Here is a 25,835-nt window from a genome sequence, read left to right as displayed (position 1 = left end):
CCCGGGTCGTCCGCCGCACCCACGGGGGCCCGGGCGCGGTTCGACCCACTCGGCGAGCAGGGCGGTGAGCAGGCCGGCCAGGGCGACCCACAGGAGCAGCCGAGGAAGACCGACGCCGGTGACGGGCCGTTCAGCCGTCCTCGGGCTCCCCGAGCGCGGACAGCAGCCGCTGCGTCGAGGCGCGGGTGTCCGCGACGTGGGCCCGGGCCAGCACCTCCGCGCCGTCCTCGTCGCGGTCGCGGACCGCCGCGTAGAGCCGCTCGTGCGCCCCGCACATCGGCTCGCCGTCCGACTGGGCCGAGGTGAGCCGGAAGAGGCGGCGCAGCCGGGAGTCGAGCGGGGCCATCAGGTCCACCAGGAGCGGGTTGCCGGAGAGTTCGACGATCCGCCGGTGGAAGTCGGCGTTGAGGGAGACCGCCTCGCGCAGCCGGCCGGACTCCGCCGCCTTCCGGGCGCGGGCCAGGAGCCGCTCCAGGTCGCGCAGTTGCGCGGGGCCGGCGTGCCGGGCGGCCAGCCGGGCGGCCAGGCCCTCCAGGTTCTCCCGCACGTCGAAGAGGTACTCGGCGTCGCGCGGGCCGAAGTCCGCCACCACCGAGCCCCGGCGCGGCTGGACGGAGAGGAAGCCCTCCGACTCCAGTCGCTGCATCGCCTCGCGCACCGGCACGCGGGAGACCCGGAGCTCCTCGGCGATCTCGCGTTCCACCAGTCGCATCCCGGCCGGGTACTCCGCCTCGATGATCCGCTCGCGCAGCTCCACGTACACGCGCTCGCGCAGGGACGGATGGGTGTCCCCGATGGCCGAGCTGCGGGCGGCGGGGCGGGGGGTGGTCATCGGGACGGCTCCAGTGGGGACGCGCGGGGGCTGGTCCCCCGATCTTCGCAGACCGGCAGAGGGCCGGCGAAGTACGGGGCCGCAACCCATTGCCTGGTATTCGGTATACCAGTTAGGTTGGCGCCGCGCCGCGTTCACCAGGGGAGATTCCGTCACCGATCCGCGCGATGCCCGCCGCTCAGCCAAGGAGAACCTCATGAACGACCCCACCGGGGCCAGGCCCGGCACCCCGGGCGAACCCGCCGCCCCCGTCACCGCCCTGACCGGGGCGACCCTCCCCGACGGCCGGACCGCCGACGTCCACCTCCGCGACGGCCGGGTGCACGCCGTCGAGGACCACGCCCCCGGCCGCCCCGTCCCGGCCGGCGCCCTCGACCTCGGCGGCGCGCTCCTGCTGCCCGCCCTCGTCGACGGCCACGCCCACCTCGACAAGACCCTCCTCGGCGGGCCCTGGCGCCCGCACCGGGCCACCGCCACGCTGCGGGAGCAGATCGCCGCCGAACGCGCCTCGCGCCGCGCCGACGTGCCCGTCGCCGTCCGGGCCGCCGCCCTCGCCCGCCGCATGGTCTCCCTCGGCACCGGCCACGTCCGCTCGCACGTCGACGTCGACCCCGACACCGGCCTCGACCACCTGCACGCCCTCCTCGGCGTCCGCGAGGACTTCCGCGACCGGCTCGGCATCCAGCTCGTGGCCTTCCCCCAGAGCGGCGTCGTCACCGCGCCCGGCGTCGCCGACCTGCTCGACGCGGCCCTCGCCGACGGCGCCGACCTCGTCGGCGGACTCGACCCGGTGGGCTTCGACGGCGACGCCGCCGGCCAGCTCGACGTCGTCTTCGGCCTCGCCGGGCGCCACGGCAAGGGCATCGACCTGCACCTCCACGACGGCGGCGAGACCGGCACCGCCCAGCTGCGGGACATCGCCGCCCGCACCGCCGCCCTCGGCCTCGGCGGCCGGGTCGCCGTCAGCCACGCCTACGCGCTCGGCGACGTCGACGCCCGCGAACTCGCCCGCACCGGCGACGCCCTGGCCGCCGCCGGCGTGGCCGTCATGACCAACGGACCCAGCGGCCCGATGCCGCCCGTCCTCCGGCTGCGCGAGCTCGGCGTCCGGGTCTTCGCCGGCTCCGACAACATCCGCGACACCTGGTGGCCCTACGGCACCGCCGACATGCTGGAACGCGCCACCGTCATCGGCCTGAGGGCCGGCCTGATGACCGACCCGGAACTCCGCGTCGCCGCCTCCCTCGTCACCGACGAGGCCGCCGCCGCGCTCGGCCTCGACGACCACGGCCCCACCCCCGGCGCCCGCGCGGACCTCGTCGCCGTCGCGGCGGGCTCCGTCCCCGAGGCCGTCGCCGCCCACCCCCGCCGGCTGCTCGTGCTGCACGCCGGACGGATCGTCGGCCCCTTCGCCGACGACGCCTACCCCACCGTCGTCCCGTCCGCCGGAGGAACGAGATGAGCACCGACACCACGCCCCGCACCACCGCCCCGGCCCCGGCCGCCGGGAAGCTCGCCACCGGCCGGATCGGCACCTTCGACCTGGTCTTCTTCGTCGTGGCCGCCGCCGCGCCGCTCACCGTCCTCGCCGGCGTCGCGCCCTTCGCCATCGGCATCGGCGGCCCCGGCGCCCCGCTGGCCTACCTCGTCTCCGGCGTCCTGCTCGCCCTCTTCGCGGCCGGCTTCACCGCGATGAGCCTGCACGTCCGCAACGCGGGCGCCTTCTACGCCTACGTCGCCCGCGGCCTCGGCCGCACCCTCGGCGTCGGCACCGCCTACGTCGCCGTCGTCTCCTACAACCTGATCACCCCGGGCGTCGCCGCCGCCTTCGGCTACTTCGCCGCCCGCCCGGTCCGCGACGCCACCGGCACCGACGTGCCCTGGTGGCTGCTCTCCGGTCTCTGCGTCCTCGGCGTCGGCGTCCTCGGCTGGCTGAAGGTCACCCTCAGCGCCAAGGTCCTCGGCATCGCCCTGGTCCTGGAGGTCCTGTCGCTCGTCGTGATGGACGCGGGCATCCTCGGCGAGCGCGGCACCGCCGCCCTCGACACCGCCTCCTTCGCGCCCTCCACCCTCGCCGCCGGCGGCGTCGCCGGGATGTTCGTCCTGGTGATCGGCGCCTTCACCGGCTTCGAGGCCACCGCGATCTTCGCCGAGGAGGTGCGCGAGCCGCACCGGACCGTGCCCCGGGCCACTTTCCTCGCGATCGGCTTCCTCGCCGTCTTCTACGCCGCCGGCTGCTGGCTGGTCATGGGCGCCTTCGGCACCGACGAGGCCGTCGCGCTCGCCCGCGCCGCCGACGGACCCGACCTGACCTTCCGCGCCGCCGAGCTGTTCGCCGGCCCCTGGCTGGCGGACGCGATGCACGGGCTCATCGTGGTCAGCGCCTTCGCCGCCACCCTCGCCTTCCACAACGCCGCCGCCCGCTACCTCTACGCGCTCGGCCGCGAGGGGCTGCTGCCCCGCCGCCTCGGCCGGGTCTCCGGCAGGCACGGCTCGCCCGGCGGCGCCGTCGTCGCCCAGACCGGCTTCGACCTCGCCGTCGTCGCGGCCGGGGCGCTCCTCGCCGCCGACCCGTACGGCGAGGTCTTCCTCTGGACCAACAGCGTCGGCGTCCTCGGCATCATGGGCATGCAGGCCCTCGCCGCGCTCGCCGTCTGGTCCTACTTCCGCCGCGACCGCAAGGGCCTCTCCGCCGCCCGGGTCGTCTGGGCGCCGCTCGTCTCCTGCGCCGGCCTCGCGGTCCTGACGGTCCTCGCCGTGGTCCACTTCGACCTGCTGACCGGCCGCACCGGCGCGGTGAACACCGCGCTCCTCGTCCCCCTCCCGCTCGTCCTGGCGGCCGGCCTCCTCGTCGCCCTCCGCATCCGCCGCGCGGACCCGGCCCGCTACGCCTCGCTGACCACGGTGGACGTGGAACGGGACTGAGGCACGGCGCCGGGGGCGCCCCCCGACGGGGCGCCCCCGGGGCCGGCGGCCCCGCCGCCCGTTCAGACCAGGCGGCCGTCCCGGGCCACCACCCGGCCCGCCCGGACGACCAGGTCGCGGCGGGGGACGTCGACGACGGTCTGGGGGACGCACTCGGCGTCGAGGAGCATGAAGTCGGCGGGGGAGCCGGGGCGGAGGTCGGCCTCCGGCAGGCCGAGGAGACCGGCGCCGCCGTGCGCGGCGAGGTCGAAGCAGGCTTCCAGCTCCTCGTCGAGCCGCAGGTCCAGGGCCCAGGCGGCGAGCCACGCCCGGTGGAGCATGTCGGCGTTGCCGAAGGGGCTCCAGCTGTCGCGGACGCCGTCGGAGCCGAGGCCGACGCGGACGCCGCGCTCGGCGAGGCGGCGGAAGGGCAGGATCGTGGTGACCGACAGGGCGACCGTGGTGAGGGCGACGCCGGACTCCGCGAGCAGATCGGCCGTGTCGTCCAGCTCCCGGCCCGAGAGACCGGCGACCGCGAAGGCGTGGGCCACGCTCACCCGGCCCTGCAGGCCGAGGGCCCGGGTGCGGGCGGCGATGTCCCGCAGCGGGGCGAGGCCCTTTTCGCCGCGGTCGTGCAGGTGGACGTCGAGGCCGAGCCCGTGCTTCTCGGCGAGGGCGAAGACCGTTCCCAGCTGGTCGCCGTCCCGGCCGCCGTCCGCGTCGAACCCCGCCGGGTCGATGCCGCCGACGTGGGTGACGAGCCCGCTCGCCGCCGCCTCCGCGAGGAGCTCGGCCACCCCCGGGGTCCGGACGACGCCGTGCTGCGGGAAGGCGACCAGCTCCACGTCGACGATCCCGGCGAGCGTCCCGGCGGCCTCGGCGACGCCCTCGACGCCGGAGAGGCCGTAGGCCGGGGCCACGTCCGCGTGGGCGCGCATCGCCCGGGTGCCCTGCGCCGCCGCGTGGGACATCAGCCGCAGGGCCCGCTCGCCGACCGGGGTCGGCAGGGCGCGGGCGAGCTCCACGTCGCCCGCCACGTACGCGGCGATGCCCTCCGCGGGGCGCCTGCTGTGCCAGGGCTCGCCCCAGGAGGTCTTGTCCGGGTGGATGTGCGCGTCGACGAGGGTCGGCAGGGCCAGCCGGCCCCCGCCGTCGACCCGCTCCACGGCGGCGCCCTCCGGGACCTCGCCCACCAGCAGTCCGTCCACCGCGATCAGGTCGCGGGCCGGGCCGCCGTGCGGGCGGACGTCGTGGAACAGGGTCGCGGTGCGGGGCGGCGGGGTCACGGGGTCTCCTCGGAGGGGCGTCGGTGCGGACGGAACGGTGCCGAGATCTGGTATACCACGGGCTGGTACGGAGTCCGCCGTACCGCCTCTCACCAGGCCAGATCCTCCAGCGCGTCCAAGTCGGGCACCGCCGTCGCCACCGGCTCCGCGTCCCCCGCGTCCACCCGCAGCTCGGCCCAGATCGTCTTGCCCCGGCGGGCGTACCGGGTCCCCCACCGGTCCGCGTACTGGGCGACCAGGTACAGCCCGCGCCCACCCTCGTCCGTCGTCGCCGCGTGCCGCAGGTGCGGCGAGGTGCTGCTGCCGTCGGACACCTCGCAGATCAGCGTCCGGTCGTGGAGCAGCCGGACCCGCACCGGATCCGCTCCGTACCGCACCGCGTTCGTGATCAGCTCGCTCAGCACCAGCTCCGCCGAGAACGCCAGCCTCTCCAGCCCCCACTCCGTCAGCTTCGCCGCCGCCGCGTTGCGCACCGGGGAGACCGCCGACGGATCCCGCGGCACCTCCCACTCCGCGATGCGCCCCCGGTCGAGCAGCCGGGTCCGCGCCACGAGCAACGCGATGTCGTCGCGGGGCGTGGGCGACAGGAGCGTCGCGAGGACGTCCGCGCAGGTCTGCTCCGGGGACCGCTCGCGCCGCGCCAGCGCCGACCGCAGCAGCCCCAGACCGGCGCCCAGGTCCCGCCCCTGGTCCTCCAGGAGACCGTCCGTGAACATCACCAGCGTGCTGCCCTCCGGCAGCCGCACCTCCGTCGCCTCGAACGGCACGTCGCCGAGCCCGAGCCCCAGCGGCAGCCCCGGCGGCACCGCGGGGAACTCGACGCGCCCCTCCGGGGTGACCAGCGCCGGCCCCGGGTGTCCCGCGCTCGCCATCGTGCACAGCCCCGACGCCGGATCGTAGATCGCGTACAGACAGGTCGCCCCGGTGATGCCCTCGTCCCGCCGCGGGACCTCGGCGTCCGGCCCCTCCGGATCGCGGTCCTCGATCCGGCCCGTCAGCTCGTCGAGATGGCCCAGCAGCTCGTCCGGCGGCACGTCGAGGGTGGAGAAGTTGTGCACCGCCGTCCGCAGCCGGCCCATCGTCGCCGCCGCGTGCAGCCCGTGCCCCACCACGTCGCCCACCACCAGCGCCACCCGCGCGCCCGGCAGCGGGATCACGTCGAACCAGTCGCCGCCCACCCCGGCCTTCGCCGGGAGATAGCGGTACGCCACCTCCACCGCGCTCTGGTCCGGCAGCACCCGGGGCAGCAGGCTCCGCTGGAGCGTCACCGCCATCGCGTGCTCCCGGGTGAACCGGCGGGCGTTGTCGATCGCCACCGCCGCCCGCGCCGCCAGCTCCTCCGCGAACGACAGGTCCTCGTCCCCGAACGGCTCCGGGGTGTCCGCGCGCCAGAAGTTCGCCATCCCGAGGACCACCCCCCGGGCGAGCAGCGGCACCGTCAGCAGCGAGTGCATCCCGTACGCCAGGGCGCGCGCCGCTCCCTCCCGGTCCTGCGCCCGCCACCCCTCCGCCGAGGCGAGCTCCGCCTGCACCACCGCGTGCCCCGCGTTCAGGGCCCGGCCCATCGGCGTACTGGGCACGTCGAACCGGATGGTGTCGCCGACCGGCTGCAGCGGCTGGTCCGGCCGCAGCCCGCTCATCGCCGTCCGGCGCAGCTCGGTGATCGCCTCCGCCGGCGGCTCCTCCCCGCGCAGCACCGGCTCCAGCAGCTCCACCGTGGCGAAGTCGGCGAACCGCGGCACCGCCACCTCCGCCAGCTCCTCCGCGGTCCGCACCACCTCCAGGGTCGTCCCGATCCGCACCCCCGCCTCGTAGAGCAGCTGGAGCCGGCCCCGGGCCACCGCGGCCCGGCCCGTCACCGCCGCCAGCTCCGTGGTGTCCCGCATCGTCATGACGCACCCGGACGCCGCGCCGTCCGTCACCGTGGGCCGCACGCTCACCGCGATCAGCCGGTCGCCCGCCCGGTGCACCTCGTCCGTCGCCGACCGCCCCGACTCCAGGAGCTCCACCGTCCGCGCGTCGAGACCCAGCTCCGAGACGTGCCGCCGCTCCGCGTCCGCGCCGAGCCCGAGGAGCCGGCGGGCCTCGTCGTTGGCGAGCAGCAGCCGGTGGTCGGAGCCCATGATCAGCACGCCCTCGCGGACCGCGTGCAGCACCGCCTCGTGGTGCTCCTTCATCCGCGTCATCTCGGTCGGCCCCAGGCCGTGCGTCTGACGGCGCAGCCGGCGGCTCACCAGGGCCGCCCCGCCCACCGCGATCGCCAGGGCGCCGCCCGCGGCGCCGACGAGCAGCGGCAGCCGCCGCTCCACCGCGTGCGAGATGCTCTCCACCTCGATGCCGCTGGTGACCATGCCGACGATCCGGCCCCCGTCGTCCACCACCGGCACCACGGCCCGCACGGCGTCGTTCGGCGCGCCGCGGAACAGCTCGGTGAACGCCTCGCCGTCCACCGACGCCCGCGAGAGGTCCCCCTTCGCCTTCTCGCCGATCAGCGCGGGCTCGGAGTCGGTGTACCGCACCCCGGTCGGGCTCAGCACCGACACGAAGTCGACGCCCGTCGCCCGCCGGGTCGCCTCGGCCCTCCCCTGGAGCACCGCCGTGGGATCGGGGGAGGCCAGGGCCGCGTCGATGCCGGGGGCGTGGGCGAAGCCCTCCGCGACCGCCAGGGAGCGGATCCGGGCGTCCCGCTCGGTGTCCCGCCGCGCCTCGTGGAAGGTGATGAAGGTCGCCGCGGCGATCACCAGGAGCGCGATCAGCGCCTCCAGGACGAAGACCTGCCCGGCGACGCTCCGCAGCCCCGTCGCCCGCTCCCCGCGCGTGGTCCCGCCCCGCCGCGGGCCCCGGTGTCCGCCCCGGCCCGCCGCGTGGCCGTCCCGGGCCGTCATCCCGTGCTCCGGGCGACCAGCAGCGCCACGTCGTCGGGCGCGCCCGGCCGGCGCAGCGCCCGCAGCAGCAGGTCGCAGGTCTCCTCCAGCGGACCGCGCGCCTCGTCGAGGAGGCCCACGAGCAGCGCCAGCCGGTCGTCGATCGCCTCGTGGCGGGTCTCGATCAGCCCGTCGGTGTACAGCACCAGCCGGTCACCGGGGCGGAACGGCACCCGGGCCGTGCGGAACGTGCCGCCGCCGACCCCCAGCGGGACGCCCGTCGACAGCCGCACCAGCTCGGCCGGGCCGTCCGCCGGCACCCGCACGGGCGGCAGATGGCCCGCGTTCGCGATCCGGCACCGTCCCCGCACGGGGTCGTGCACGGCGAAGAGGCACGTCGCGATGTAGTGCTCCAGGCCCGCCGTGATCCGGTCCAGGTGCCGCAGCACCTGCGCGGGGGAGAGGTCCAGGTCGGCGAAGGCGCAGGTCGCGGTGCGCAGCCGGCCCATGGTCGCCGCCGCGTCGATGCCGCTGCCCATCACGTCCCCGACCACCAGCGCCGTCTTCTCGTCGGGCAGCGGGATCACGTCGTACCAGTCCCCGCCGACCTCGCTGGACGCCTGCGCGGGCTGGTAACGGGCCGCGATCTCCAGACCCGCCAGCTCCGGCGGCGCGCCCGGCAGCAGACTCCGCTGGAGCGTCACGGCCGAGTTCCGCACGCTCTGGTACCAGCGGGCGTTGTCGATGCTGACCGCGGCCCGGGCCGCCAGCTCCGTGGCGAGCAGCACGTCGTCACCGTCGAACGGCAGCGCGTTGCGGTCCCGCTTCATGTCGAGCGCCCCGAGCACCTCCCCGCGCGCGATCAGCGGCACCGCGAGGTACGAGTGGACCCCGGCCCGCTCCAGCAGCTCCGCCGCGTGGGGGCTCCGCGCGATCCGCTCCAGATCCCCGGGCCCGACGTGCTCCACCAGGACCGGCAGGCCCGTGTGCACACAGCGGGTGACCAGCCGGTCGGCGCCGTACATGGCGACCGCTCCGGGCGGGTCCGCCGCCGGCAGCGCCTCCGTGCGGCCGGCGGCCTTCACCGCGAGCGCGCGGAACAGCTCCGGCCCCTCCTCGGGCGCCCCCGGCCGGCGCAACGCGAGCACCGAGTCCAGCACGTCCACGGCGGCGATGTCGGCCAGCTCCGGCACCACGACCGAGGCCAGTTCGTCGGCGGTCCGCTCCACCTCCAGGGTGGTGCCCACCCGGGCGGAGGCGTCCGCGATCAGCGCGAGCCGCCGCCGTGACCGGTCCGCCTCCGCGTCCGCCCGGCGCCGCTCGGTCACGTCGACGACCGACACGGCGACCCCCAGGACGCGCCCCTCCGCCCCTTCGAGCCGGGACAGCGACACCGACCACGCGTGGTCGTGGTCCGGGTCGGCGGGCGTCCGTCCCGTGGTGGGGTGGTCGAGCAGGGGTCTGCCGGTGGCGAGCACCGTCCGCAGCGCCGCCTCCAGCCCGCCGGTGGCGAGCTGCGGCAGGACGTCGCCGACCCGCCGCCCCACGTGCAGGGCGGCCGGGACGCCGTTGATCCGTTCCAGGGCGGGGTTCACCAGGAGGTAGCGCAGCTCGGGGTCGAGCAGGGCGAGGCCGACGGGCGACTGGGAGACCAGCCGGTCGGAGAGGGCCAGTTCGGTCTCCACCCGCTCCACGGCGGTCCGGTCGGCGGCGATCCCGAGCGCGTACAGGTCGCCCCGGTCGTCGGTGAGCCGCATGTTGCGGAACTCCACCGGCCGCTCGGTCCCGTCCTTGTGCCGCACGGGAAAGGTGCCCGACCAGGACGTGCCGCCGTGCAGCACCTCGCCGAAGAGGCGCATCGCCTCCTCCCGGTGCTCCGGGCCGACGATCAGCCGGGCCACGTACCGGCCGAGCGCCTCGTCGGCGCGGAAGCCGAAGAGGTCCTCCGCCCGCGGGCTCCACAGCACGATCCGGCCCCGCGCGTCCACGACGACGGCCGCCACCCCGAGGACGTCGAGCAGGCCCTCGCCGTCCAGGGGCATACCGGCCCGCCCCGCCGTCCCCGGGAACGAACCCGTCGTCACACTGCCCTCCTCCCGCGGCGCAGGCGCGCCGCGCCTGTCTCCATGCTCCCCGTCCCCCGCCCCCGCCGCACCGCGAGCCCGCCCGCCCAGGCCAGCCCCGCCACCGCGAGCAGCGGCAGCAGGATCCGCACGTCGACCAGGGCGACCAGGCCCGCGCCGAGTGCGAGGGCCGCCGCGTTCGGGGCGAGGACGAGGGTGTGGGCGGTCGCCGCGACCCGCCCCACGGCCTCCGGCGGGGCCTCGCGCTGCACCGCGGTGACGACGGCGACCAGCACCCACGGCAGGCCGACGCCGATCACCGCGCTCGCGGCCAGCGCGGTCGGGAGGTACGGCAGCGCCCGCACCCCCACGGCGAGGGCGAACAGGGCGAGACCGGCGGCCGCGAGCGTCCGTTCCGGGACGCGCCGGAGCAGCGGGCCGGTGACCAGCCCGGCGACGACCGAGCCCGCGCCCTGGACGGCGTACAGCACCCCGGCGTACGCGGGCGGGTGACCCAGACCCCGGTCGACGACCGCGTAGACCGCGGCCCCGTTGACCCCCGCGAGCAGCATCGTCACCGCGCCGGTCGCCACCAGCGGCCGCAGCACCGGCGAGGCCCGCACCAGCCGGACGCCCTCGGCGGTCTCCCGCCACCAGTGCCGGGCCGCGGGCGGGGCGGGCCGTGCCTCCCGTACCGGCATCAGGGCGAACACCAGCGCCGCGACGGCGAAGCTCGCCGCGTCCAGGAGCACGACGGGGCCGCCTCCGCAGCGGGCGAAGAGCCCCGCCGCCACCAGCGGGGCGATCAGCTTCGACGACTCGTTCGCGGTCATCCGCAGCCCGTTGAGGGCGCCGAGCCGCCCGTCGTCGGCCACGCCGGCCACCAGGGCCTGCTCCGCCGCCTCGTGCACGGTGCCCTGCGCCCCGTAGAGGACGAGCACCGCGAAGAGCAGCCACACCCGGTCCGCGGACTCCACCCACAGCAGCAGCGGCAGCAGGAGCGCCATCGCCGCGTCCAGGGCGACCAGGAGGGGCCGGCGGCGCGTCCGGTCGGCGAGCGTGCCGAGCAGCGGTCCGAGGAGCACGGGCGCCCAGAGGGCGAAGGCGGCCAGGGCCGCCAGGCTGTCCGAACCCGTCAGGGACTTCACCCAGATCCCGGAGACCAGCCACATCGCCGTGGTCCCGAATCCGGACACGACGACACCTGTCAGATACCAGCGCATGACCGCAGCCTCGCGTCTGAGGTGGCCGCCCCGAATCGGTCATCCGCCGTAGGGAACGCCCCGGCCGGGGCTCATCCCCCGGCGGTCACCGGCGGCCGGCGCGTGGCCTCGTACCGCAGGGCGGCCCCCGTCACCACCGCGCCGAGGCCCTCCCACAGGCCGACGCCGAGGAAGCCGGCGGGGGCACGGCCGGTGACGACCGCGAGGGTGAAGACCGCACAGGTGAGGAGGCGGAAGGGGACCGTCCAGCGGAAGAACGCCCTCCAGTCCGCGAGGGCCGCCAGCACGTAGTAGACGCCCATGTTGAGCGCGGCCATCGAGGAGGCGGTCAGGAACACCAGGGTGTGGTCGCCGTCCGCGCGCCCGTCCCCGGGCACCGGCTCGAAGCCCATGACGGTCAGCAGCACGTCGGGGGAGACCAGGCCGACCACCCCGAGCGCGGCGGCCAGCACGCCGAAGACCGCCATGGTCCAGCCGGACAGGGAACGGGGCAGACGCACGGCGGTCCTCCGTGGGACGAGAGCAGGGGCACGTCCCGCGAGGCGAAAGCGCGTGCGATCGCGGGACGTGCCCCTGCATATCGTGTGACGGGGCCCGACGGCCAATCGGTCCCCGTCCGACGTCACTTCAGCGCCGCCGCCATCATCTTCTGCGCCACCGGCGCGGCCAGGCCGTTGCCGCTGACCTCGGAGCGCGCCGCGCCCGAGTCCTCGATCATCACCGCGACCGCGACCTGCTTCCCGGTGGAGGGGTCCTTGGCGTAGGAGGTGAACCAGGCGTACGGCGTCTTGCTGTTGTTCTCGCCGTGCTGCGCGGTGCCCGTCTTGCCGCCGACCTCCGCGCCGGCCACGGCCGCGTTGGTGCCCGTGCCCTGCTCCACCACGGTCACCATCGCGCTGCGCAGCTGCTCGGCCGTCGAGGAGGAGACGATCCGTTCGGTGTCCCCGTCCTCGTAGGTGGTCAGCGGGTCGCCGTCGGAGTCGACGACCTGCGACACCATGTGCGGGGCCGCCAGCAGGCCGTCGTGGGCGATCGCGGCCGACACCATCGCCATCTGGAGCGGCGTGGCCGTCACGTCGAACTGCCCGATGCCGGTGAGCGCCGTCTGCGCCTTGTCCATGCCCGACGGGTACACGCTCGGGTAGGCGCGGACCGGGACGTCGAGCGTGCCGTCGTCGAAGCCGAACCGGTCGGCCATCGCCTTCACCTTGTCCTGCCCGAGGTCGACGGCCATCTTGGCGAAGACGTTGTTGCAGGAGTACCGGAGCGCCGTGCGGATCGTGGCGTCCTCGCAGGGCGCCGAGGAGTTCTCGTTGCGCAGGACGGTCCGGGTGCCCGGCAGGGTGTACGGGTCGGGGCTGTCGGTCGCCGTGTCCACCGAGCCGTACAGCCCGTTCTCCAGCGCCGCCGCCGCGACGACCAGCTTGAAGGTCGAGCCGGGCGGCAGCGGCTGGCGCAGTCCCCGGTTGACCATGGGCTTGTCCTCGTCGGCGGTCAGGGCCTGCCAGGCCGCGCCGTCGGCGGAACCGGCGATCTTCGACGGGTCGTAGGAGGGCGTGGAGGCGAGGGCGAGGATCCGGCCGGTCGCCGGGTCGATCGCGACGGCCGCGCCCTTCTTGTCGCCCAGCGCCCGGTAGGCGGCCTTCTGCACGTCCGGGTCGATGGTGGTGATCACCGTGCCGGGCTCCTGCTGCTTGCGGGTGACCGCGTCCAGCGGGTTCTTCAGCCGGTCGTCGGTCCCGTCGAGGATCCCCGAGTAGATCCCCTCCAGCTGGGTCGCCCCGTACGCCTGCGAGCTGTAGCCGGTGACCGCCGCGTACAGCTTCCCGTCCGTGTAGGTCCGCCGGTAGGCGAGGTCGTCTCCCTCCGTCCTCTTCGAGCCGGTGACCGGCGAGCCGGCCACGACGATGTTCCCGAGCGGCTGCGCGTACTGCGCGATGGTCTTCCGCCGGTTCTTCGAGTCGTCCGCGAGCGCCTTGCCTTCGTACGCCTGCACCCAGGTCGCCCGGCCCAGCAGGGCCAGCACCAGGATGAGCACGAAGACCGACGTGTGCCTGATCGTCTTGTTCATCGCACTGAGGGGGACGAACGGCCCGGTAGCAGACGTTCCGGATGTGTCCCGTTTCTCAGCGAACCTTCATGTACGCCTTCTCGGCGAACCGCCGGCTACGCCCGCGGGGCGCCGGCCCGCGGGAAGGCCCCGGCGGGTCGCCGCCGGACCGCCCGGCGAGGGGAGAGCCGTCCGCGCCGTCAGCCCGCCCCCACGAACCCCGACTCGTACGCCAGGATCACGGCCTGCGTCCGGTCGCGGGCGCCCAGCTTCGCCAGGACCGCCGCGACGTGGGTCTTGACCGTGGCGGGGCCGACGCCCATGCGGCCGGCGATCTCCCCGTTCGTCAGCCCCGTCGACACCAGGCGCAGGACCTGCGCCTCGCGGTCGGTGAGCCGCGCGGCCCAGGGCGGGGCGGCCGCGGGACCGCGGCGCGCGTGCTCCGCCGCGAGGGCGCGCACGGCGGCCGGGTAGAGGAGGGAGTCGCTGCGGGCCACCAGGCGCACGGCGGCGATCAGCTCCTCCGCCGCGGCGCGCTTGAGGAGGAAGCCCGCGGCGCCGACCCGCAGGGCGTCGTAGACGTAGGAGTCGTTCTCGAAGGTCGTGACGACGACGATCCGGGGCGCGTCCGTCATCGACGCGAGGATCTGCTCGGTCGCCCGGATGCCGTCGATCCCGGGCATCCGCACGTCCATGAGGACCACGTCCGGCCGCTCCGCCCGCACGACCGACACGGCCTCGGGGCCGGTGGCGGCCTCGCCGACGACCCGCAGGCCGGGCTCCGCGTCGAGGATGACGCGCAGGGCGGTCCGCACCATCCGCTCGTCGTCGGCCAGGACGACCCGGACCGGGGCGGTCACCGGGGGATCCTGACCGCGAGGCGCCACACGCCGTCCACGGGACCCGCCTCGGCGGTGCCGCCGAGGAGCCGGGCCCGCTCGCCGACCCCGCGCAGGCCGTGTCCGCCGTGCGGGCGGACGACCGGCGGCCGCTCGGGCAGCGGGTTCTCCATCGTGATCTCCCATGCGTCGTTCCGTGCGTCGAGCCGTACGGCGACGGGCGCGCCGCCCGCGTGCCGGGTGGCGTTCGTCAGCCCCTCCTGGACGATCCGGTACGCCTCCCGTGACAGCGCCTCCGGGGCGGCGCCGAGGTCCCCGGAGACGGTCAGGGCCACCCGCGGTCCGGCACCCCGCACCAGGGCCTCCAGGGCGTCGAGCCCGGGGCCGGGACCCCCGCTGTCCGTCCGCCCCTCGTCCCGCAGGACGCCGAGGACCCAGTCCAGCTCCCCGACCGTGCGCCGCGTGGTCTCCTCGATGGCCGTCAGGGCCTCCCGGACGAACTCCAGGTCCGCCGCGTCGCCGTCCAGGACCCGGCGGGCCGCACCGGCCTGGAGGGTGACGGCGCTCAGCGCGTGGCCGACCGAGTCGTGCAGCTCGCGGGCGAGCCGGTTGCGGGACTCGGCCTCCGCCGCGCGCCGCTCGGCCGCCGCGAGCCGGTCCGCCGGGCCCGGCCCGAGGAGCCGGGGTGCCTGCCGGGCGAGCAGCGCGCCGACGGCGGCGGCCGCCACCGCCGGCGCGAGCAGCAGGAGCAGCCCCGTCGGGAGCGCGGCCCAGTCCCACCAGGGCCGGTCGAGCCCCCAGAAGCGGCCGACCTCCGACTCCCGCAGCGCCGGGGAGAACGGCAGTCCCATCACGGCCACCGCGAACGGCGGCAGGGCCAGGGTCGCCCCGCTGACCAGCGCCCCGGTGCCCAGGTGCAGGACGAACCAGCCGGCCGTCCCGGCCCTGGCCGCACGGCCGCGGGCCGGTCCGTCGGCGAAGACGTCGGCCGGCACCCCGCACAGCGTCCGCGCCGCCGCGACCGACATCGGCCGGGCCAGCGGGAAGAGCGCCGTGACGGCGACGAGCGGCAGGGCCACCGCGTACGCGCCGAGCTGCACCCCGAGCCCGCCGGAGAACATCGCCGCGTCGTCGAGGAAGGGGCCCATGACCACGGTGCCGACCAGCCAGTACGGCATGAACAGCGCGCCGCCGAGGATCAGGTGCAGCCAGCGCAGCCGGGCCCGCTGCCCGACCAGGGCACGCACGCCCCGCCTCACGCCGCGGCGCTCCGCCGCCGCAGGAACAGGGCCACGCTCGCGGCGAGGACGAAGCCGGTGATCATGTCGCCAGCGTAGGACAGCTGTACGAGGCCGGGGACCCGCTCGGCCGGATCCGCCTCCGGGAGCAGCGCGACCAGGGACAGATAGGCACCCCAGCAGCCGACGGCGGCCGAGCACGTCCAGGCCAGGGCGAGGGCGGTGCGGACGCGGAGCCGGGCGGGGCGCCGCAGCGCCAGGACGAGGGCGGCGGCGACGGCGACGGCGAGGAACCCGCACCACTGGGCCTCCAGGACGTGGAAGCCGGCGTCGCGTTCGGCGGTCCGGCGGGCCGACAGACCGGTCGTCGCACCGGCCGCCCACATCAGGTGCAGCGCGGTGGGCAGGAGGGCGAGCACCGCACCCGCCCACGCGGCGGCCCGCTGCCCGGTTCCGGACGCGGCGGCCGGGTCGCCGAGCCGGCCGCTCCACAGCCGGCCCCAGCGGTCCCGGGCGTAGAGGGCGAAGAGGGTGCCGAGGGAGAGCCCCTGGAGGATGAAGCCGCTGTAGACGACGGCGAAGACCCAGGAGTCGAGGAAGGGTTCGCCCGGCTCGGCGGCCTTCCCGCCGCCGGTGAGGACGGCGACCGCCAGCTGGGTGGGGTAGCCGGTCATGATCGGGGCGAGCAGCCCGGTCGCCGCCCACATCGGCAGCGCGAGGAGAGGGGCGCTCACCCGTCGCCCCCAGGGCTGGGTGAGCAGCAGGGCGAGGACGGCGACGAGGACGTCGGCGAGCACCGAGACGGAGTTGGCGACGACCATCATCCGCGGGTGCTCCAGGAGCACGCTCCCGGCCGGGATGCCGATCCTTCCGCCGGCCACCCAGGCGACCTTGAGCGCGACGTACGGGACGCAGGAGAGGATCGCGAGGAGGCGCAGCGCCCGGCGGGCGGCCCCCGGACGGTGGCCGGCGGCGTCGGAAGCGGCGGGCGGGGCGGGGTGGGGAGCGGTCCGTGTCATGGCTCCACGCTCCCGCGCGGGCCCCCGCCGGCACGTCCTGCCGGGTGTTGAACCGCCTCCGCCGCGCGGCGGAGGCGGCCTCGTCCCCGGGTGCCGGGAGCGGGAATTGACCCGTGATTCCGGTGGTCGATTGACCCATGTCCCGGGGTCAATGGCCTTCTAGAGTAGTGATCATGAACGAGACCGAGACCTTCGCCCCGCTCCTGACCCGCGCCGCCGACGCCGAGACCACCGCCGACCCGAGCAGCGTGATGACCCTGCTCGCCGACTCCGGCACCACCGGCGGCCGGCTGACCAGCTACCGCTCCTCGTTCGCGAAGGGCGCGGTCGGGGCCCCGGCGCACTTCCACACCAAGGCGTCGGAGATGTTCTACGTGCTCGGCGGCTCGCTCCAGGTCCTGGTCGGCGAGGAGCTGAGCGTCCTGGAGGAGGGCGACTTCCTGCTCGTCCCGCCGCATACCCCGCACGCCTTCGCGGCGGCGCCTGGCGCCGAGGCCGACGTGCTCTTCGTCTTCACGCCCGGCATGGCCCGCTTCGACTACCTGCGTCTGCTGGGCCGGGTCATGCGGGGCGAGGCGAGCTTCGAGGAGATCAAGGCGTCCTCGGAGACGTACGACAACCACTACGTCGACAGCCCGGTCTGGCAGGCGGCGCTGGCCGAGCGCGGCTGACCCCGCGCGGCCGGCCCCGCGCGCGCTGGGGTCAGCGGTCCGGTGGGGTCATCGGGCGGGGCGGGGCCTGCGGGGCGGGGTCAGAGCCGGCGGGTCGCGAGGGTCAGCCGGTCGCGCGCGTCGAACAGGGCGTCCTTGATCAGCTGTTCGTGGGCCGGGGTGAGCCGCGCCACCGGGACCGAGCAGCTGATCGCGTCCCGGGCCGGGGTCCGGTACGGGATCGCGACGCCGAAGCAGCGCAGCCCGAGGGTGTTCTCCTCGCGGTCCACCGCGTACCCCTGCTCGCGGATGACCCGCAGCTCCTCGATGAGCTCCTCGCGGTCGGTGAGGGTGTGCTCGGTCAGCGCCGGGAGGGTCTCCGGGAGCAGCTTGCGGACCTGCTCGTCGGTGTGGGTGGCGAGCAGCGCCTTGCCGAGCGAGGTCGAGTGCGCGGGCAGCCGGCGCCCGACACGGGTGAACGGCCGCAGGTAGTGCTGGGACTGGCGGGTCGCCAGATAGACCACGTTGGTGCCGTCCAGGCGCGCCAGGTGGATGGTCTCGGTGGTGTCGTCGGAGAGCCGGTCCAGGGTCGGCCGGGAGGCGGCCACCACCTCGTCGCCGTCGATGTAGGAGGTGCCGACGAGCAGCGCCCGCACGCCGATGCCGTACCGGGTGCCGGTGGAGTCCGTCTCCACCCAGCCCAGCTCGACCAGGGTGCGCAGCAGCATGTACAGGCTGGACTTGGGGTAGCCGACGGCCTCCTGCACGGCGGCGAGCGAGTGCATCCCCGGGCGTCCGGCGAAGTACTCGAGCAGCTCCACGGTCCGCACCGCGGACTTCACCTGCGCCCCACCCGCGTCGGCAGTCACCATGACCCTCGCCCCTCTGTCATCGTCCGGGTCCTGCCCGGTCGTCCCTCCGGCCGGTCTCCGGACGCCCGGCGGCCGTCCTGGCCGGGCGGGGCCCCTTGTGGAGACGGCCGGGCCGTCAATAGAGTCCCGCACAGATGCGTTCATCTACGGGAACTGTGTTCAGAATAGCGAACAGGGGCGTGGCGGTGGCGGCAGAACCAGTGTGGAGTGTGGACCCCCGGACGGGGAAGCCGCGCGAGCAGGTTGCGGTGGAGGCCACAGCGGCGGAGGTCGACCGGGCCGTCCGGGCCGCGCACGCCACCCGCGGGGCCCTCGCCGACCGCGCCGCGCGGGCCGTGTTCCTCCGCACCGCCGCCGACCTCCTCGACGGGGCCGGCCCGCAGATCGCCGAGGCCGCCGACGCCGAGACGGCCCTCGGCCCGGTCCGCCTCACCGGGGAACTCGCCCGCACCACAGCCCAGTTGCGGGCCTTCGCCGACGTCGTCGAGGAAGGGTCCTACCTCGACGTCCGGATCGACCTCCCCGACCCGGGAGCCACCCCGCCCCGCCCCGACATGCGCCGCTGGAAGATCCCGCTCGGCGTCGTCGCCGTCTACGCCGCCAGCAACTTCCCGCTCGCCTTCTCCGTCCCCGGCGGCGACACCGCGAGCGCCCTCGCGGCCGGCTGCCCCGTGGTCGTCAAGGCCCACCCCGACCACCCGGCCACCTCCGAGATCTGCGCCTCCCTGCTGCGCCGCGCCGCGGCCAAGGCCGGTCTGCCCGAGGACGTCCTCGTCCTGGTCCACGGCTTCGACGCGGGCGTCGCCCTCGTCCGCCACCCGCTCGTCGCGGCCGCCGGCTTCACCGGCTCGGTCCGCGGTGGCCGGGCCCTGTTCGACGCGGCCGTCGCCCGGCCCGTCCCCATCCCCTTCCACGGCGAACTCGGCTCCCTCAACCCGGTCGTCATCACCCCCGCCGCCGCCGGCGAGCGCGCCGAGGAGATCGGCGGCGGCCTGGCCGGCTCCATGACCCTCGGCGCCGGCCAGTTCTGCACCAAGCCCGGCTTCGTCCTGGCTCCCCACGGCGAGGACGGCGACCGCTTCCTCGCCGCCCTCACCGCCGCCGTCTGCGAGACCGAGCCGGCCGTGATGCTCGACCACCGGATGCGGGACGCCTTCGTCACCGGCGTCGCCGAGCGCGCCGCGCTCGACGGGGTGCGCACCCCCGTCACCCCCGGCGCGGGCGGCGAGCACACCGTCAGCGCCGGCGTCCTCGACGTCGACGCCGACCGGCTCGCCGACGGCGGCCACGCCCTCCTCCTGGAGGAGTGCTTCGGGCCCGTCACCGTCGTCGCCCGCTACTCCTCCGCCCAGGAGGTCACCGCCGTCCTCGGCCGGCTGCCGGGCAACCTCACCGCCACCCTCCACGTCGCCGCGGAGGACGCCGACGCCGCCCCGCTGCTCGCCGAACTCACCCCGCTGGCGGGCCGGGTCCTCGTCAACGGCTGGCCCACCGGCGTGGCCGTCGCGCCCGCCCAGCACCACGGCGGGCCCTACCCGGCCACCACCTCCACCGGCACCTCGGTCGGCGCCACCGCGATCGAGCGCTGGCTGCGCCCCGTCACCTACCAGTCGACCCCCGACCCCCTCCTCCCGCCGGAACTCCGCGACGGCAACCCCCTGGGAGTACCGCGGCGCTGAAGCCCCCTCGCCCGGCGCCGGCCCTTCGAGCGCGCGCACGGCGTGGCGCCGGGCCGGTACCGCGAGAGGGTGTGACACCGGGTCACGCCCGGCCGCGCGGCAGCCGGAGCGAGGCCAGCGCCGTCACGGCGAGGAGGCCGGCGCTGATCAGGAGGCCGGCGCGGAGCGCCGTCGCCATGTCCCGCGCCGCCAGGGAACCGAAGACCGCGACGGCGAGGGCGCCCGCCGTCTGGCGGACCGCGTTCAGCAGTCCCGCCGCCGTCCCCGCGCGCTCCGCCGGCACGGCCTCCATCATCGCGGCGATCAGCGGCGGCAGGGAGAAGCCCGCACCCAGGGCCAGCGGGACGAGCAGCAGGGCCTGCGCCACCCGGGAGGAGTCCGCGTCCACCGTCAGCAGGCCGAGGAGGCCGGCGACGGCGACCGCCTGGCCGGCGACCACCGGAAGCCGGGCCCCGTACCGCGCCGCGGCCTTCGCCGAGAGGAGGTTGACCCCGGCGAGGAGCCCCGTCATCGGCAGGAACATCAGGCCCGCTTCGAGCGCCGACAGGCCCAGCACCTGCTGGAAGAAGAGGCCGAAGACGAAGATCATGCCGTAGAAGGCGACGCTGTTCGCCGAACCCGCCGCGACGGCGACCGCCACCGTCGGGTTCCGGAAGAGCCCGAGCGGTACCATCGGGTGCCGCCGCCGGGCCTCGACCAGCAGGAACGCGGCGAAGGCGGCCACCGCGGCCCCCAGCGCCCACAGGCCCGCCGTGCCGCCCTCGATGGCCGCGAAGGTGAGCGCCCCGAGCGCCGTCACCGCCGCCAGCTGCCCCGCCAGGTCGAACGGGGCGGGCCGGCGCTCCGACCGCGCCACCCGGGTCAGCAGGGCCAGGGCGACGAGCCCCACCGGGAGGTTGACGAAGAAGACGCCCCGCCAGCTCCAGGCCGTGGTCAGTGCCCCGCCCACGACCGGGCCGAGCGCCACCGCGACCGTGCCGCCCGCCGCCCACAGCGACACCGCGCGGGCCCGTCGGCCCGGATCGCCGTACGCCTCCCGGACCAGGGCGAGCGAGGCCGGCAGCATCACGGCCGCCGCCACGCCCTGCACCACGCGCGCCGCGAGCAGCGCCGGCAGGCCCGGGGCCAGGCCGCAGGCCGCCGAGGCCAGGGTGAAGAGGACGACGCCCGCCGCGTAGGCCCGGCTCGCCCCCACCCGGTCGGCGAGCGCCCCGCTGGAGAGCAGCAGCGCGGCGAAGGCCAGCGTGTAGGCGTCGACCACCCACTGGAGGCCGGACATCCCGGTCCGCAGGTCGGCGCCGATCGCGGGCAGGGCGACGTTGACGACGGAGGTGTCGAGGGTGATCAGGGCGAAGCCCAGCATCGCCGCGGCCAGCGCGGTGCCGGGGGAGCCGGTGCGCGGCGGCATGGGGGACGGGGGACGGCGGCGGGGGGACGGGGCGGCAACGGCGGCCCGCGCGAGGTCTGTTGAGGACATGCCCCCAGCTTCGTGACCGGCGGGGACGTACAGTAGTGGCCCGAATGCCATATGCCCGGAGGTTCTGGCCATGCCCGTCGACCACCGCGTCCGGCGCGTCGCCGTGATCGCCGCCCCGCCCGTCTCGATGTTCAACCTGGCCATCCCCGAGATGCTGTTCGGCAAGGTCGAGATCGACGGCCGGCCCGGATACGAGACCGTCATCTGCGCCCCCGACCCCGGCCCCGTCACCACCACCGGCGGACTCGACCTGCTCGTCCCGCACGGCCTCGACGCCGTCGCCGGGGCCGACACGGTGGTCCTCGCGGGCAGCGGCTCCTACAGCGACCCCGACCCCCGCATCCTCGACGCGCTGCGGGCCGCCGCGGGCGGGGGCAGCCGGATCGCCTCCATCTGCACCGGGGCCTTCGCGCTCGCCGAGGCCGGACTGCTCGACGGCCGGGCGGCGACGACCTACTGGGCCTACAGCCCGCTCCTCGCGGCCCGCCACCCGTCGGTCGACCTCCAGGACGACGTGCTGTTCGTCCAGGACGGCCCCGTGCTGACCTCTTCCGGATACGCGGCCGGGATCGACCTCTGCCTGCACGTCATCCGCACCGACCACGGGGCGGCCGTCGCCAATACCGTCGCCCGGCTCGCCCTCGTCGCGCCCGTGCGGCCCGGCGGCCAGACCCAGTTCACCCAGACCCCGCTGCCGCCCGAGCGCGGGGTCTCCTTCGCCGACACGCGCGCGTGGGCGATGGAACACCTCGACGCACCGCTCGGCCTCACCGACCTCGCCCGGCACGCCGGCGTCTCCGTGCGCACCCTCTCGCGCCGCTTCCACGCCGAGACCGGGGTCAGCCCGCTCCAGTGGCTGCTGCACCAGCGCGTCGAGCGGGCCAAGGAGCTCCTGGAGACCACCTCGCTCCCGATGGACGCGGTGGCGCGCTCCGCCGGACTGGGCGGGGCGGACTCCCTCCGCAAGCACCTCCTGCGCCGCACGGGCCTGACCCCGAGCGGCTACCGCGCCTCCTTCGGCCGGCCCGTGCTCCGGGTCACACCGGGGCCCGGAACGGAATGAAGACGACCGTCCGGCACGTTCCGTCAGGGAACACCCACCGGCAACCCTCGGAGAGAAGTCACATGCGCGTCGAGATCTGGAGCGACATCGCCTGCCCCTGGTGCTACATCGGCAAGGCCCGCTTCGAGAAGGGGCTCGCGGCCTTCGCCCACCGCGACGACGTCGAGGTCGTGCACCGCTCCTTCGAGCTCGACCCCCGCAGCCCCAAGGGCGACCGGGCGCCCGTCCTGGAGATGCTGGCGAAGAAGTACGGCCGCACCCTCGACGAGGCCCGCGCCATGGAGGCGCACGTCGCCTCCAACGCCCACTCCGAGGGTCTCGACTACCTGACCGAGGGCCGCGACCACGGCAACACCTTCGACATCCACCGGCTGCTCCACCTCGCCAAGGCGCGCGGCCGCCAGAGCGAGCTGCTCGACCTGGCCTACCGCGCCCACTTCGCCGAGGAGCGCTCCGTCTTCGACGACGAGACCCTGGTCGCGCTCGGCGTCGAGGCCGGTCTCGACGAGACCGAGGTGCGGGCCGTGGTCACCGACGCGTCCGCCTACGCCGACGCCGTCCGCGAGGACGAGCGGGAGGCCGCCGAACTCGGCGCCAACGGCGTCCCGTTCTTCGTCCTCGACCGCCGCTACGGCGTCTCCGGCGGCCAGCCCGCCGAGGTCTTCACCCAGGCCCTGGAGCAGGCGTGGCAGGGCCGGGCGCTCCAGCCGGTCGGCTCCGACGCGGAGGTCTGCGGCCCGGACGGCGCCTGCGAGGTTCCGCAGTCCTGACCGCCGCCGGCCGGTTCCACCGGTCTGACCTGCGGAGATAAGCGCGGCTTGGGTGTTCCCCACGATCGGATCGCCATTGACGGGTGATCGTGGGGAATCCAGGCTGGGAGCATGGATTCCCTGGACCAGCCGCTCGGCGGAGCCGAGTTCGCGCCCAAGAAGACCTATCTGGACACCTCGGCCTGCGGACTTCTGCCGCGCCGGACCGTCGAGGCCGTCACGCGGCTCGCCGAGGAGACCGCCGACGGCCGTCCGGGCGGCGCCGGCAGCTTCGCGCTCGTCGACGAGGCCCGCGCCTCCTACGGCCGGATCGCGCACGTCGCCCCCGAGCGGGTCGCCGTCGGCAGCTCCGTCGCCGTGCACTGCGGGATGATCGCCCAGTCGATGCCCGCGGGTGCCGAGATCCTTTTCCCCGAGGGCGACTTCTCCTCCGTCATCACCCCCTTCACCGTCCGGGGCGACCTCAAGACCCGGTTCGTGCCGCTGGAGCGGCTCGCCGAGTCCGTGCGCCCCGGGACGGCGCTCGTCGCGTTCTCCGCCGTGCAGTCGGCGGACGGCCGTACGGCCGACTTCGCGGCGGTGCGGGAGGCGGCGGCCGCCCACGGCGCCCGCACCCTCCTGGACGCCACGCAGTCGGCCGGCTGGCTGCCGCTGCACGCGGGGGAGTGGGACTACACGGTCGCCGGCGGCTACAAGTACTTGCTCTGCCCCCGCGGCGCGTCCTTCCTCACCGTCACCGAGGAGGCGCAGGACTCGCTTCTCGCGATCCACGCCAACTGGGTCACGGGCGAGGAGCTGTGGGCCAACGTCTACGGTCCGGTCCGTGAACTCGCCCGCTCCGCCCGCCGCTTCGACGAGCCCGCCGCGTTCCTCTCGTACCACGGCGCGGCCCGCTCGCTCGCGCTCCTGGAGGAGATCGGCATCGGGCGCGTCCAGGCCCACGACAAGGGGCTCGCGGCCCGCTTCCGCTCCGGTCTGCTGGCCCTCGGCCACGCCCCCGTCCCGGACGACTCCCCGGTCGTCGCGATCCCCGGCCTCGGCCACCGCGCCGACGCGCTCCAGGAGGCCGGCGTCCTGCTCTCGGCCCGCGCGGGCAACCTCCGGGCCTCCTTCCACCTGTACAACACGGCTGCGGACGTGGACCGCGCCCTGGACGTCCTGGCGGACTGACCCGCCCCGCCCGGTCTCAGCAGACGGCTCCCGGTGCCGGGGGGCAGGCGGCGGCCTCCTCGCCCGCCTCCTCGGCCAGGTTGTCGCCCACCAGGCCGAGCAGCCGGGCGAGCGCGGCACGGTCGGCCGGGGCGAGCCCGGCCAGCGTCCGGTCCTCCAGGTCCGTCCAGGCGCCCTCGACGCCGGCGCGCAGGGCCGCGCCCCGTTCCGTGGCCTCGACCAGGACCGCGCGGCGGTCGGCGGGGTCCGGGCTGCGGCGGACGTATCCGCACTGCTCCAGGCGCTGGAGCATCTTCGTCACGGTCGAGGGGTCGAGGCCGAGCGACTGGATGAGCTCGGACTGGCGGACCGGGCCGCAGTCCCACAGGCGCATCATCATCAGCTCCTGGCCCGGGTAGAGGCCGAGGTCCCGCAGTCGCCGGCCCATGGCGATCCGGTGCATCCGCGCGACCCACGCCAGGGTGTGGCTGACCGTCCCGCCGCACGCGGCGGGGGGCCGCGGCTCGGCGGACGGGGCGGTACAGACCGGGTCGGTTCCTGACATCACGGGCTCCTCGGGACGGCTCTCGACCTCCAGATTACCGTGGCCAGGGATTCTCTTGGCTGGCCAATTAAATGCGTTACAGTGGCATCGGCCCGAATAGTTGGCCGACCACATATTTCTGTGAGGGACAGCCGTGACCACTGCATTCGACCCCATCGACCTCGCCGGCACCCGCCTCGCCAACCGCATCGCGATGGCCCCCATGACGCGCAGCCGCGCCGACGGCCGGGACGGCACCCCCACGGCCGCCGTCGCCGAGTACTACGCCCAGCGCGCCTCCGCCGGCCTCATCATCACCGAGGGCGTCCAGCCCGTCCCCGAGGGCCAGGGGTACCCCGACACCCCCGGGCTGCACAGCCGCGAGCAGATCGCCGCCTGGCGCGAGGTCACCGCCGCCGTCCACGCCCGCGGCGGCCGGATCTTCGCCCAGCTGATGCACTCCGGGCGGATCGGCCACCCCGACCTCCTCGACGGCGACCTCCACCCCGTCGGCCCCTCGCCCGTCGCGGCCGCCGGCCAGGTCTACACCCACGAGGGCCCCAAGGACTTCGTCGCCCCGCGCGAGCTCACCGGCGACCAGGTGCGCGAGGCCGTCGCCGGCTTCGCCTCCGCCGCCCGCAACGCCGTCGAGGCCGGCTTCGACGGCGTCGAGATCCACGGCGCCAACGGCTACCTCATCCAGCAGTTCCTCGCCTCCGGCTCCAACCACCGCACCGACGAGTGGGGCGGCTCCGTCGAGAACCGCATCCGCTTCGCCGTCGAGGTCGTCCGCGCCGTCGCCGCCGAGATCGGCCCCGAGCGCACCGGCCTGCGGATCTCCCCGGCCAACACGCTCAACGACATCAGCGAGACCGACACCGAGGAGCTCTACACCGCGCTGCTCACCGCCATCGAGCCCGTCGGCATCGCCTACCTCCACGTCCTGGAGACGTCCCCCGAGCGCCGCCCGCTCGTCCTCGACCTGCGCAAGCGGTTCGCCGGCACCTTCATCCTCAACCCGGCCACCGAAGCGGAGACCGACGCCGCCTCCCTCGCCCTGATCGAGGACGGCACCACCGACCTCGTCGCCTTCGGCCGGCTCTTCATCGCCAACCCCGACCTGCCCGCCCGGCTGCGCAACGACGGCCCCTACAACACCCTGGACACCGCCACCATGTACGCCGGCGGCCCCCAGGGCTACATCGACTACCCCGCCCTCTAGGGCCTGTCGTCACCATCCCCTCTGCCCCGCGACGCCTGGCACGCGCTCTCGCCGCACCGGGCGAAAGCGCGAGTACGTCCCGTACGAGAAC

21 protein-coding genes are annotated in these 25,835 nt (G+C 75.6%); 8 read left to right on the top strand and 13 right to left on the bottom strand.

Going from position 1 to position 25,835, the window contains the following annotated elements:
- Positions 1–130: 130 nt before the first annotated feature.
- Entirely contained in the window at positions 131–832 is a 702-nt protein-coding gene (locus tag ACZ60W_RS26735) for a GntR family transcriptional regulator (protein ID WP_469757923.1), read from the bottom strand.
- A gap of 196 nt (positions 833–1,028) precedes the next feature.
- Between ACZ60W_RS26735 and ACZ60W_RS26730 the strand changes: the two genes are divergently transcribed.
- Entirely contained in the window at positions 1,029–2,294 is a 1,266-nt protein-coding gene (locus tag ACZ60W_RS26730; protein ID WP_469757922.1) for an amidohydrolase, read from the top strand.
- A complete protein-coding gene (locus ACZ60W_RS26725) occupies positions 2,291–3,757 on the top strand; it encodes an APC family permease (RefSeq protein WP_469757921.1) in 1,467 nt (488 codons plus the stop codon). The genes ACZ60W_RS26730 and ACZ60W_RS26725 overlap by 4 nt, the downstream gene beginning before the upstream one ends.
- Positions 3,758–3,819: 62 nt before the next feature.
- Here ACZ60W_RS26725 and ACZ60W_RS26720 read toward each other — a convergent pair whose 3' ends face one another.
- From ACZ60W_RS26720 to ACZ60W_RS26680, 9 genes are all read right to left on the bottom strand, one after another.
- A complete protein-coding gene (locus ACZ60W_RS26720; RefSeq protein ID WP_469757920.1) occupies positions 3,820–5,022 on the bottom strand; it encodes an amidohydrolase in 1,203 nt (400 codons plus the stop codon).
- Between the two features lie 89 nt (positions 5,023–5,111).
- On the bottom strand, positions 5,112–7,907 hold the full coding sequence (locus ACZ60W_RS26715) for a SpoIIE family protein phosphatase (RefSeq protein WP_469757919.1): 2,796 nt from the start codon (positions 7,905–7,907) through the stop codon (positions 5,112–5,114).
- The gene (locus ACZ60W_RS26710; RefSeq protein ID WP_469757918.1) at positions 7,904–9,970 is read right to left on the bottom strand and encodes a SpoIIE family protein phosphatase; all 2,067 of its coding nucleotides are present in this window, start codon (positions 9,968–9,970) and stop codon (positions 7,904–7,906) included. The genes ACZ60W_RS26715 and ACZ60W_RS26710 overlap by 4 nt, the downstream gene beginning before the upstream one ends.
- Positions 9,967–11,172 carry an MFS transporter gene (locus ACZ60W_RS26705; protein ID WP_469757917.1) on the bottom strand — a complete coding sequence of 402 codons (1,206 nt, stop codon included), beginning with the start codon at positions 11,170–11,172 and terminating at the stop codon, positions 9,967–9,969. Before ACZ60W_RS26705 ends, ACZ60W_RS26710 begins: the two co-directional genes overlap by 4 nt.
- A 71-nt stretch (positions 11,173–11,243) precedes the next feature.
- Positions 11,244–11,639, bottom strand: a complete 396-nt coding sequence (locus ACZ60W_RS26700) for a hypothetical protein (RefSeq protein WP_469757959.1) — start codon at positions 11,637–11,639, stop codon at positions 11,244–11,246.
- A gap of 155 nt (positions 11,640–11,794) precedes the next feature.
- Complete coding sequence (locus ACZ60W_RS26695; protein ID WP_469757916.1) at positions 11,795–13,243, bottom strand: peptidoglycan D,D-transpeptidase FtsI family protein; 1,449 nt, start codon at positions 13,241–13,243, stop codon at positions 11,795–11,797.
- A 179-nt stretch (positions 13,244–13,422) separates the two neighbouring features.
- The gene (locus ACZ60W_RS26690) at positions 13,423–14,040 is read right to left on the bottom strand and encodes a response regulator (protein ID WP_469757958.1); all 618 of its coding nucleotides are present in this window, start codon (positions 14,038–14,040) and stop codon (positions 13,423–13,425) included.
- A 38-nt stretch (positions 14,041–14,078) separates the two neighbouring features.
- Positions 14,079–15,308, bottom strand: coding sequence for a sensor histidine kinase (locus tag ACZ60W_RS26685; RefSeq protein ID WP_469757915.1), 1,230 nt, complete (start codon positions 15,306–15,308; stop codon positions 14,079–14,081).
- Between the two features lie 8 nt (positions 15,309–15,316).
- A complete protein-coding gene (locus ACZ60W_RS26680; protein WP_469757914.1) occupies positions 15,317–16,318 on the bottom strand; it encodes a hypothetical protein in 1,002 nt (333 codons plus the stop codon).
- Between the two features lie 173 nt (positions 16,319–16,491).
- Here ACZ60W_RS26680 and ACZ60W_RS26675 point away from each other — a divergent pair, with 173 nt between their 5' ends.
- Positions 16,492–16,989, top strand: a complete 498-nt coding sequence (locus tag ACZ60W_RS26675) for a cupin domain-containing protein (RefSeq protein ID WP_469757913.1) — start codon at positions 16,492–16,494, stop codon at positions 16,987–16,989.
- Positions 16,990–17,069: 80 nt separating this feature from the next.
- On the opposite strand, the gene ACZ60W_RS26670 is transcribed toward ACZ60W_RS26675, so the two are convergent.
- Entirely contained in the window at positions 17,070–17,840 is a 771-nt protein-coding gene (locus ACZ60W_RS26670) for an IclR family transcriptional regulator (protein WP_469757912.1), read from the bottom strand.
- A gap of 185 nt (positions 17,841–18,025) precedes the next feature.
- Between ACZ60W_RS26670 and ACZ60W_RS26665 the strand changes: the two genes are divergently transcribed.
- A complete protein-coding gene (locus tag ACZ60W_RS26665; protein ID WP_469757911.1) occupies positions 18,026–19,519 on the top strand; it encodes an aldehyde dehydrogenase (NADP(+)) in 1,494 nt (497 codons plus the stop codon).
- 82 nt (positions 19,520–19,601) lie between these two features.
- On the opposite strand, the gene ACZ60W_RS26660 is transcribed toward ACZ60W_RS26665, so the two are convergent.
- A complete protein-coding gene (locus ACZ60W_RS26660; RefSeq protein ID WP_469757910.1) occupies positions 19,602–20,996 on the bottom strand; it encodes an MFS transporter in 1,395 nt (464 codons plus the stop codon).
- A 70-nt stretch (positions 20,997–21,066) separates the two neighbouring features.
- On the opposite strand from ACZ60W_RS26660, the gene ACZ60W_RS26655 reads away from it, so the two are divergent.
- From ACZ60W_RS26655 to ACZ60W_RS26645, 3 genes are all read left to right on the top strand, one after another.
- Positions 21,067–22,059 carry a GlxA family transcriptional regulator gene (locus tag ACZ60W_RS26655; protein ID WP_469757909.1) on the top strand — a complete coding sequence of 331 codons (993 nt, stop codon included), beginning with the start codon at positions 21,067–21,069 and terminating at the stop codon, positions 22,057–22,059.
- Between the two features lie 62 nt (positions 22,060–22,121).
- Positions 22,122–22,829 carry a DsbA family oxidoreductase gene (locus ACZ60W_RS26650; RefSeq protein ID WP_469757908.1) on the top strand — a complete coding sequence of 236 codons (708 nt, stop codon included), beginning with the start codon at positions 22,122–22,124 and terminating at the stop codon, positions 22,827–22,829.
- A gap of 111 nt (positions 22,830–22,940) precedes the next feature.
- Entirely contained in the window at positions 22,941–23,999 is a 1,059-nt protein-coding gene (locus tag ACZ60W_RS26645) for an aminotransferase class V-fold PLP-dependent enzyme (protein WP_469757907.1), read from the top strand.
- Positions 24,000–24,015: 16 nt separating this feature from the next.
- On the opposite strand, the gene ACZ60W_RS26640 is transcribed toward ACZ60W_RS26645, so the two are convergent.
- Positions 24,016–24,543: a MarR family winged helix-turn-helix transcriptional regulator gene (locus tag ACZ60W_RS26640; RefSeq protein WP_469757906.1), complete on the bottom strand. Its 528-nt coding sequence runs from the start codon at positions 24,541–24,543 to the stop codon at positions 24,016–24,018.
- A 133-nt stretch (positions 24,544–24,676) separates the two neighbouring features.
- Between ACZ60W_RS26640 and ACZ60W_RS26635 the strand changes: the two genes are divergently transcribed.
- Entirely contained in the window at positions 24,677–25,744 is a 1,068-nt protein-coding gene (locus tag ACZ60W_RS26635; protein WP_469757905.1) for an alkene reductase, read from the top strand.
- Positions 25,745–25,835 lie beyond the last annotated feature (91 nt).

This window comes from Streptomyces sp. NPDC104202 (assembly GCF_055584185.1).
Note: the sequence above shows the minus strand (reverse complement) of the source record. Positions and strands in the feature narration are given on the sequence as shown.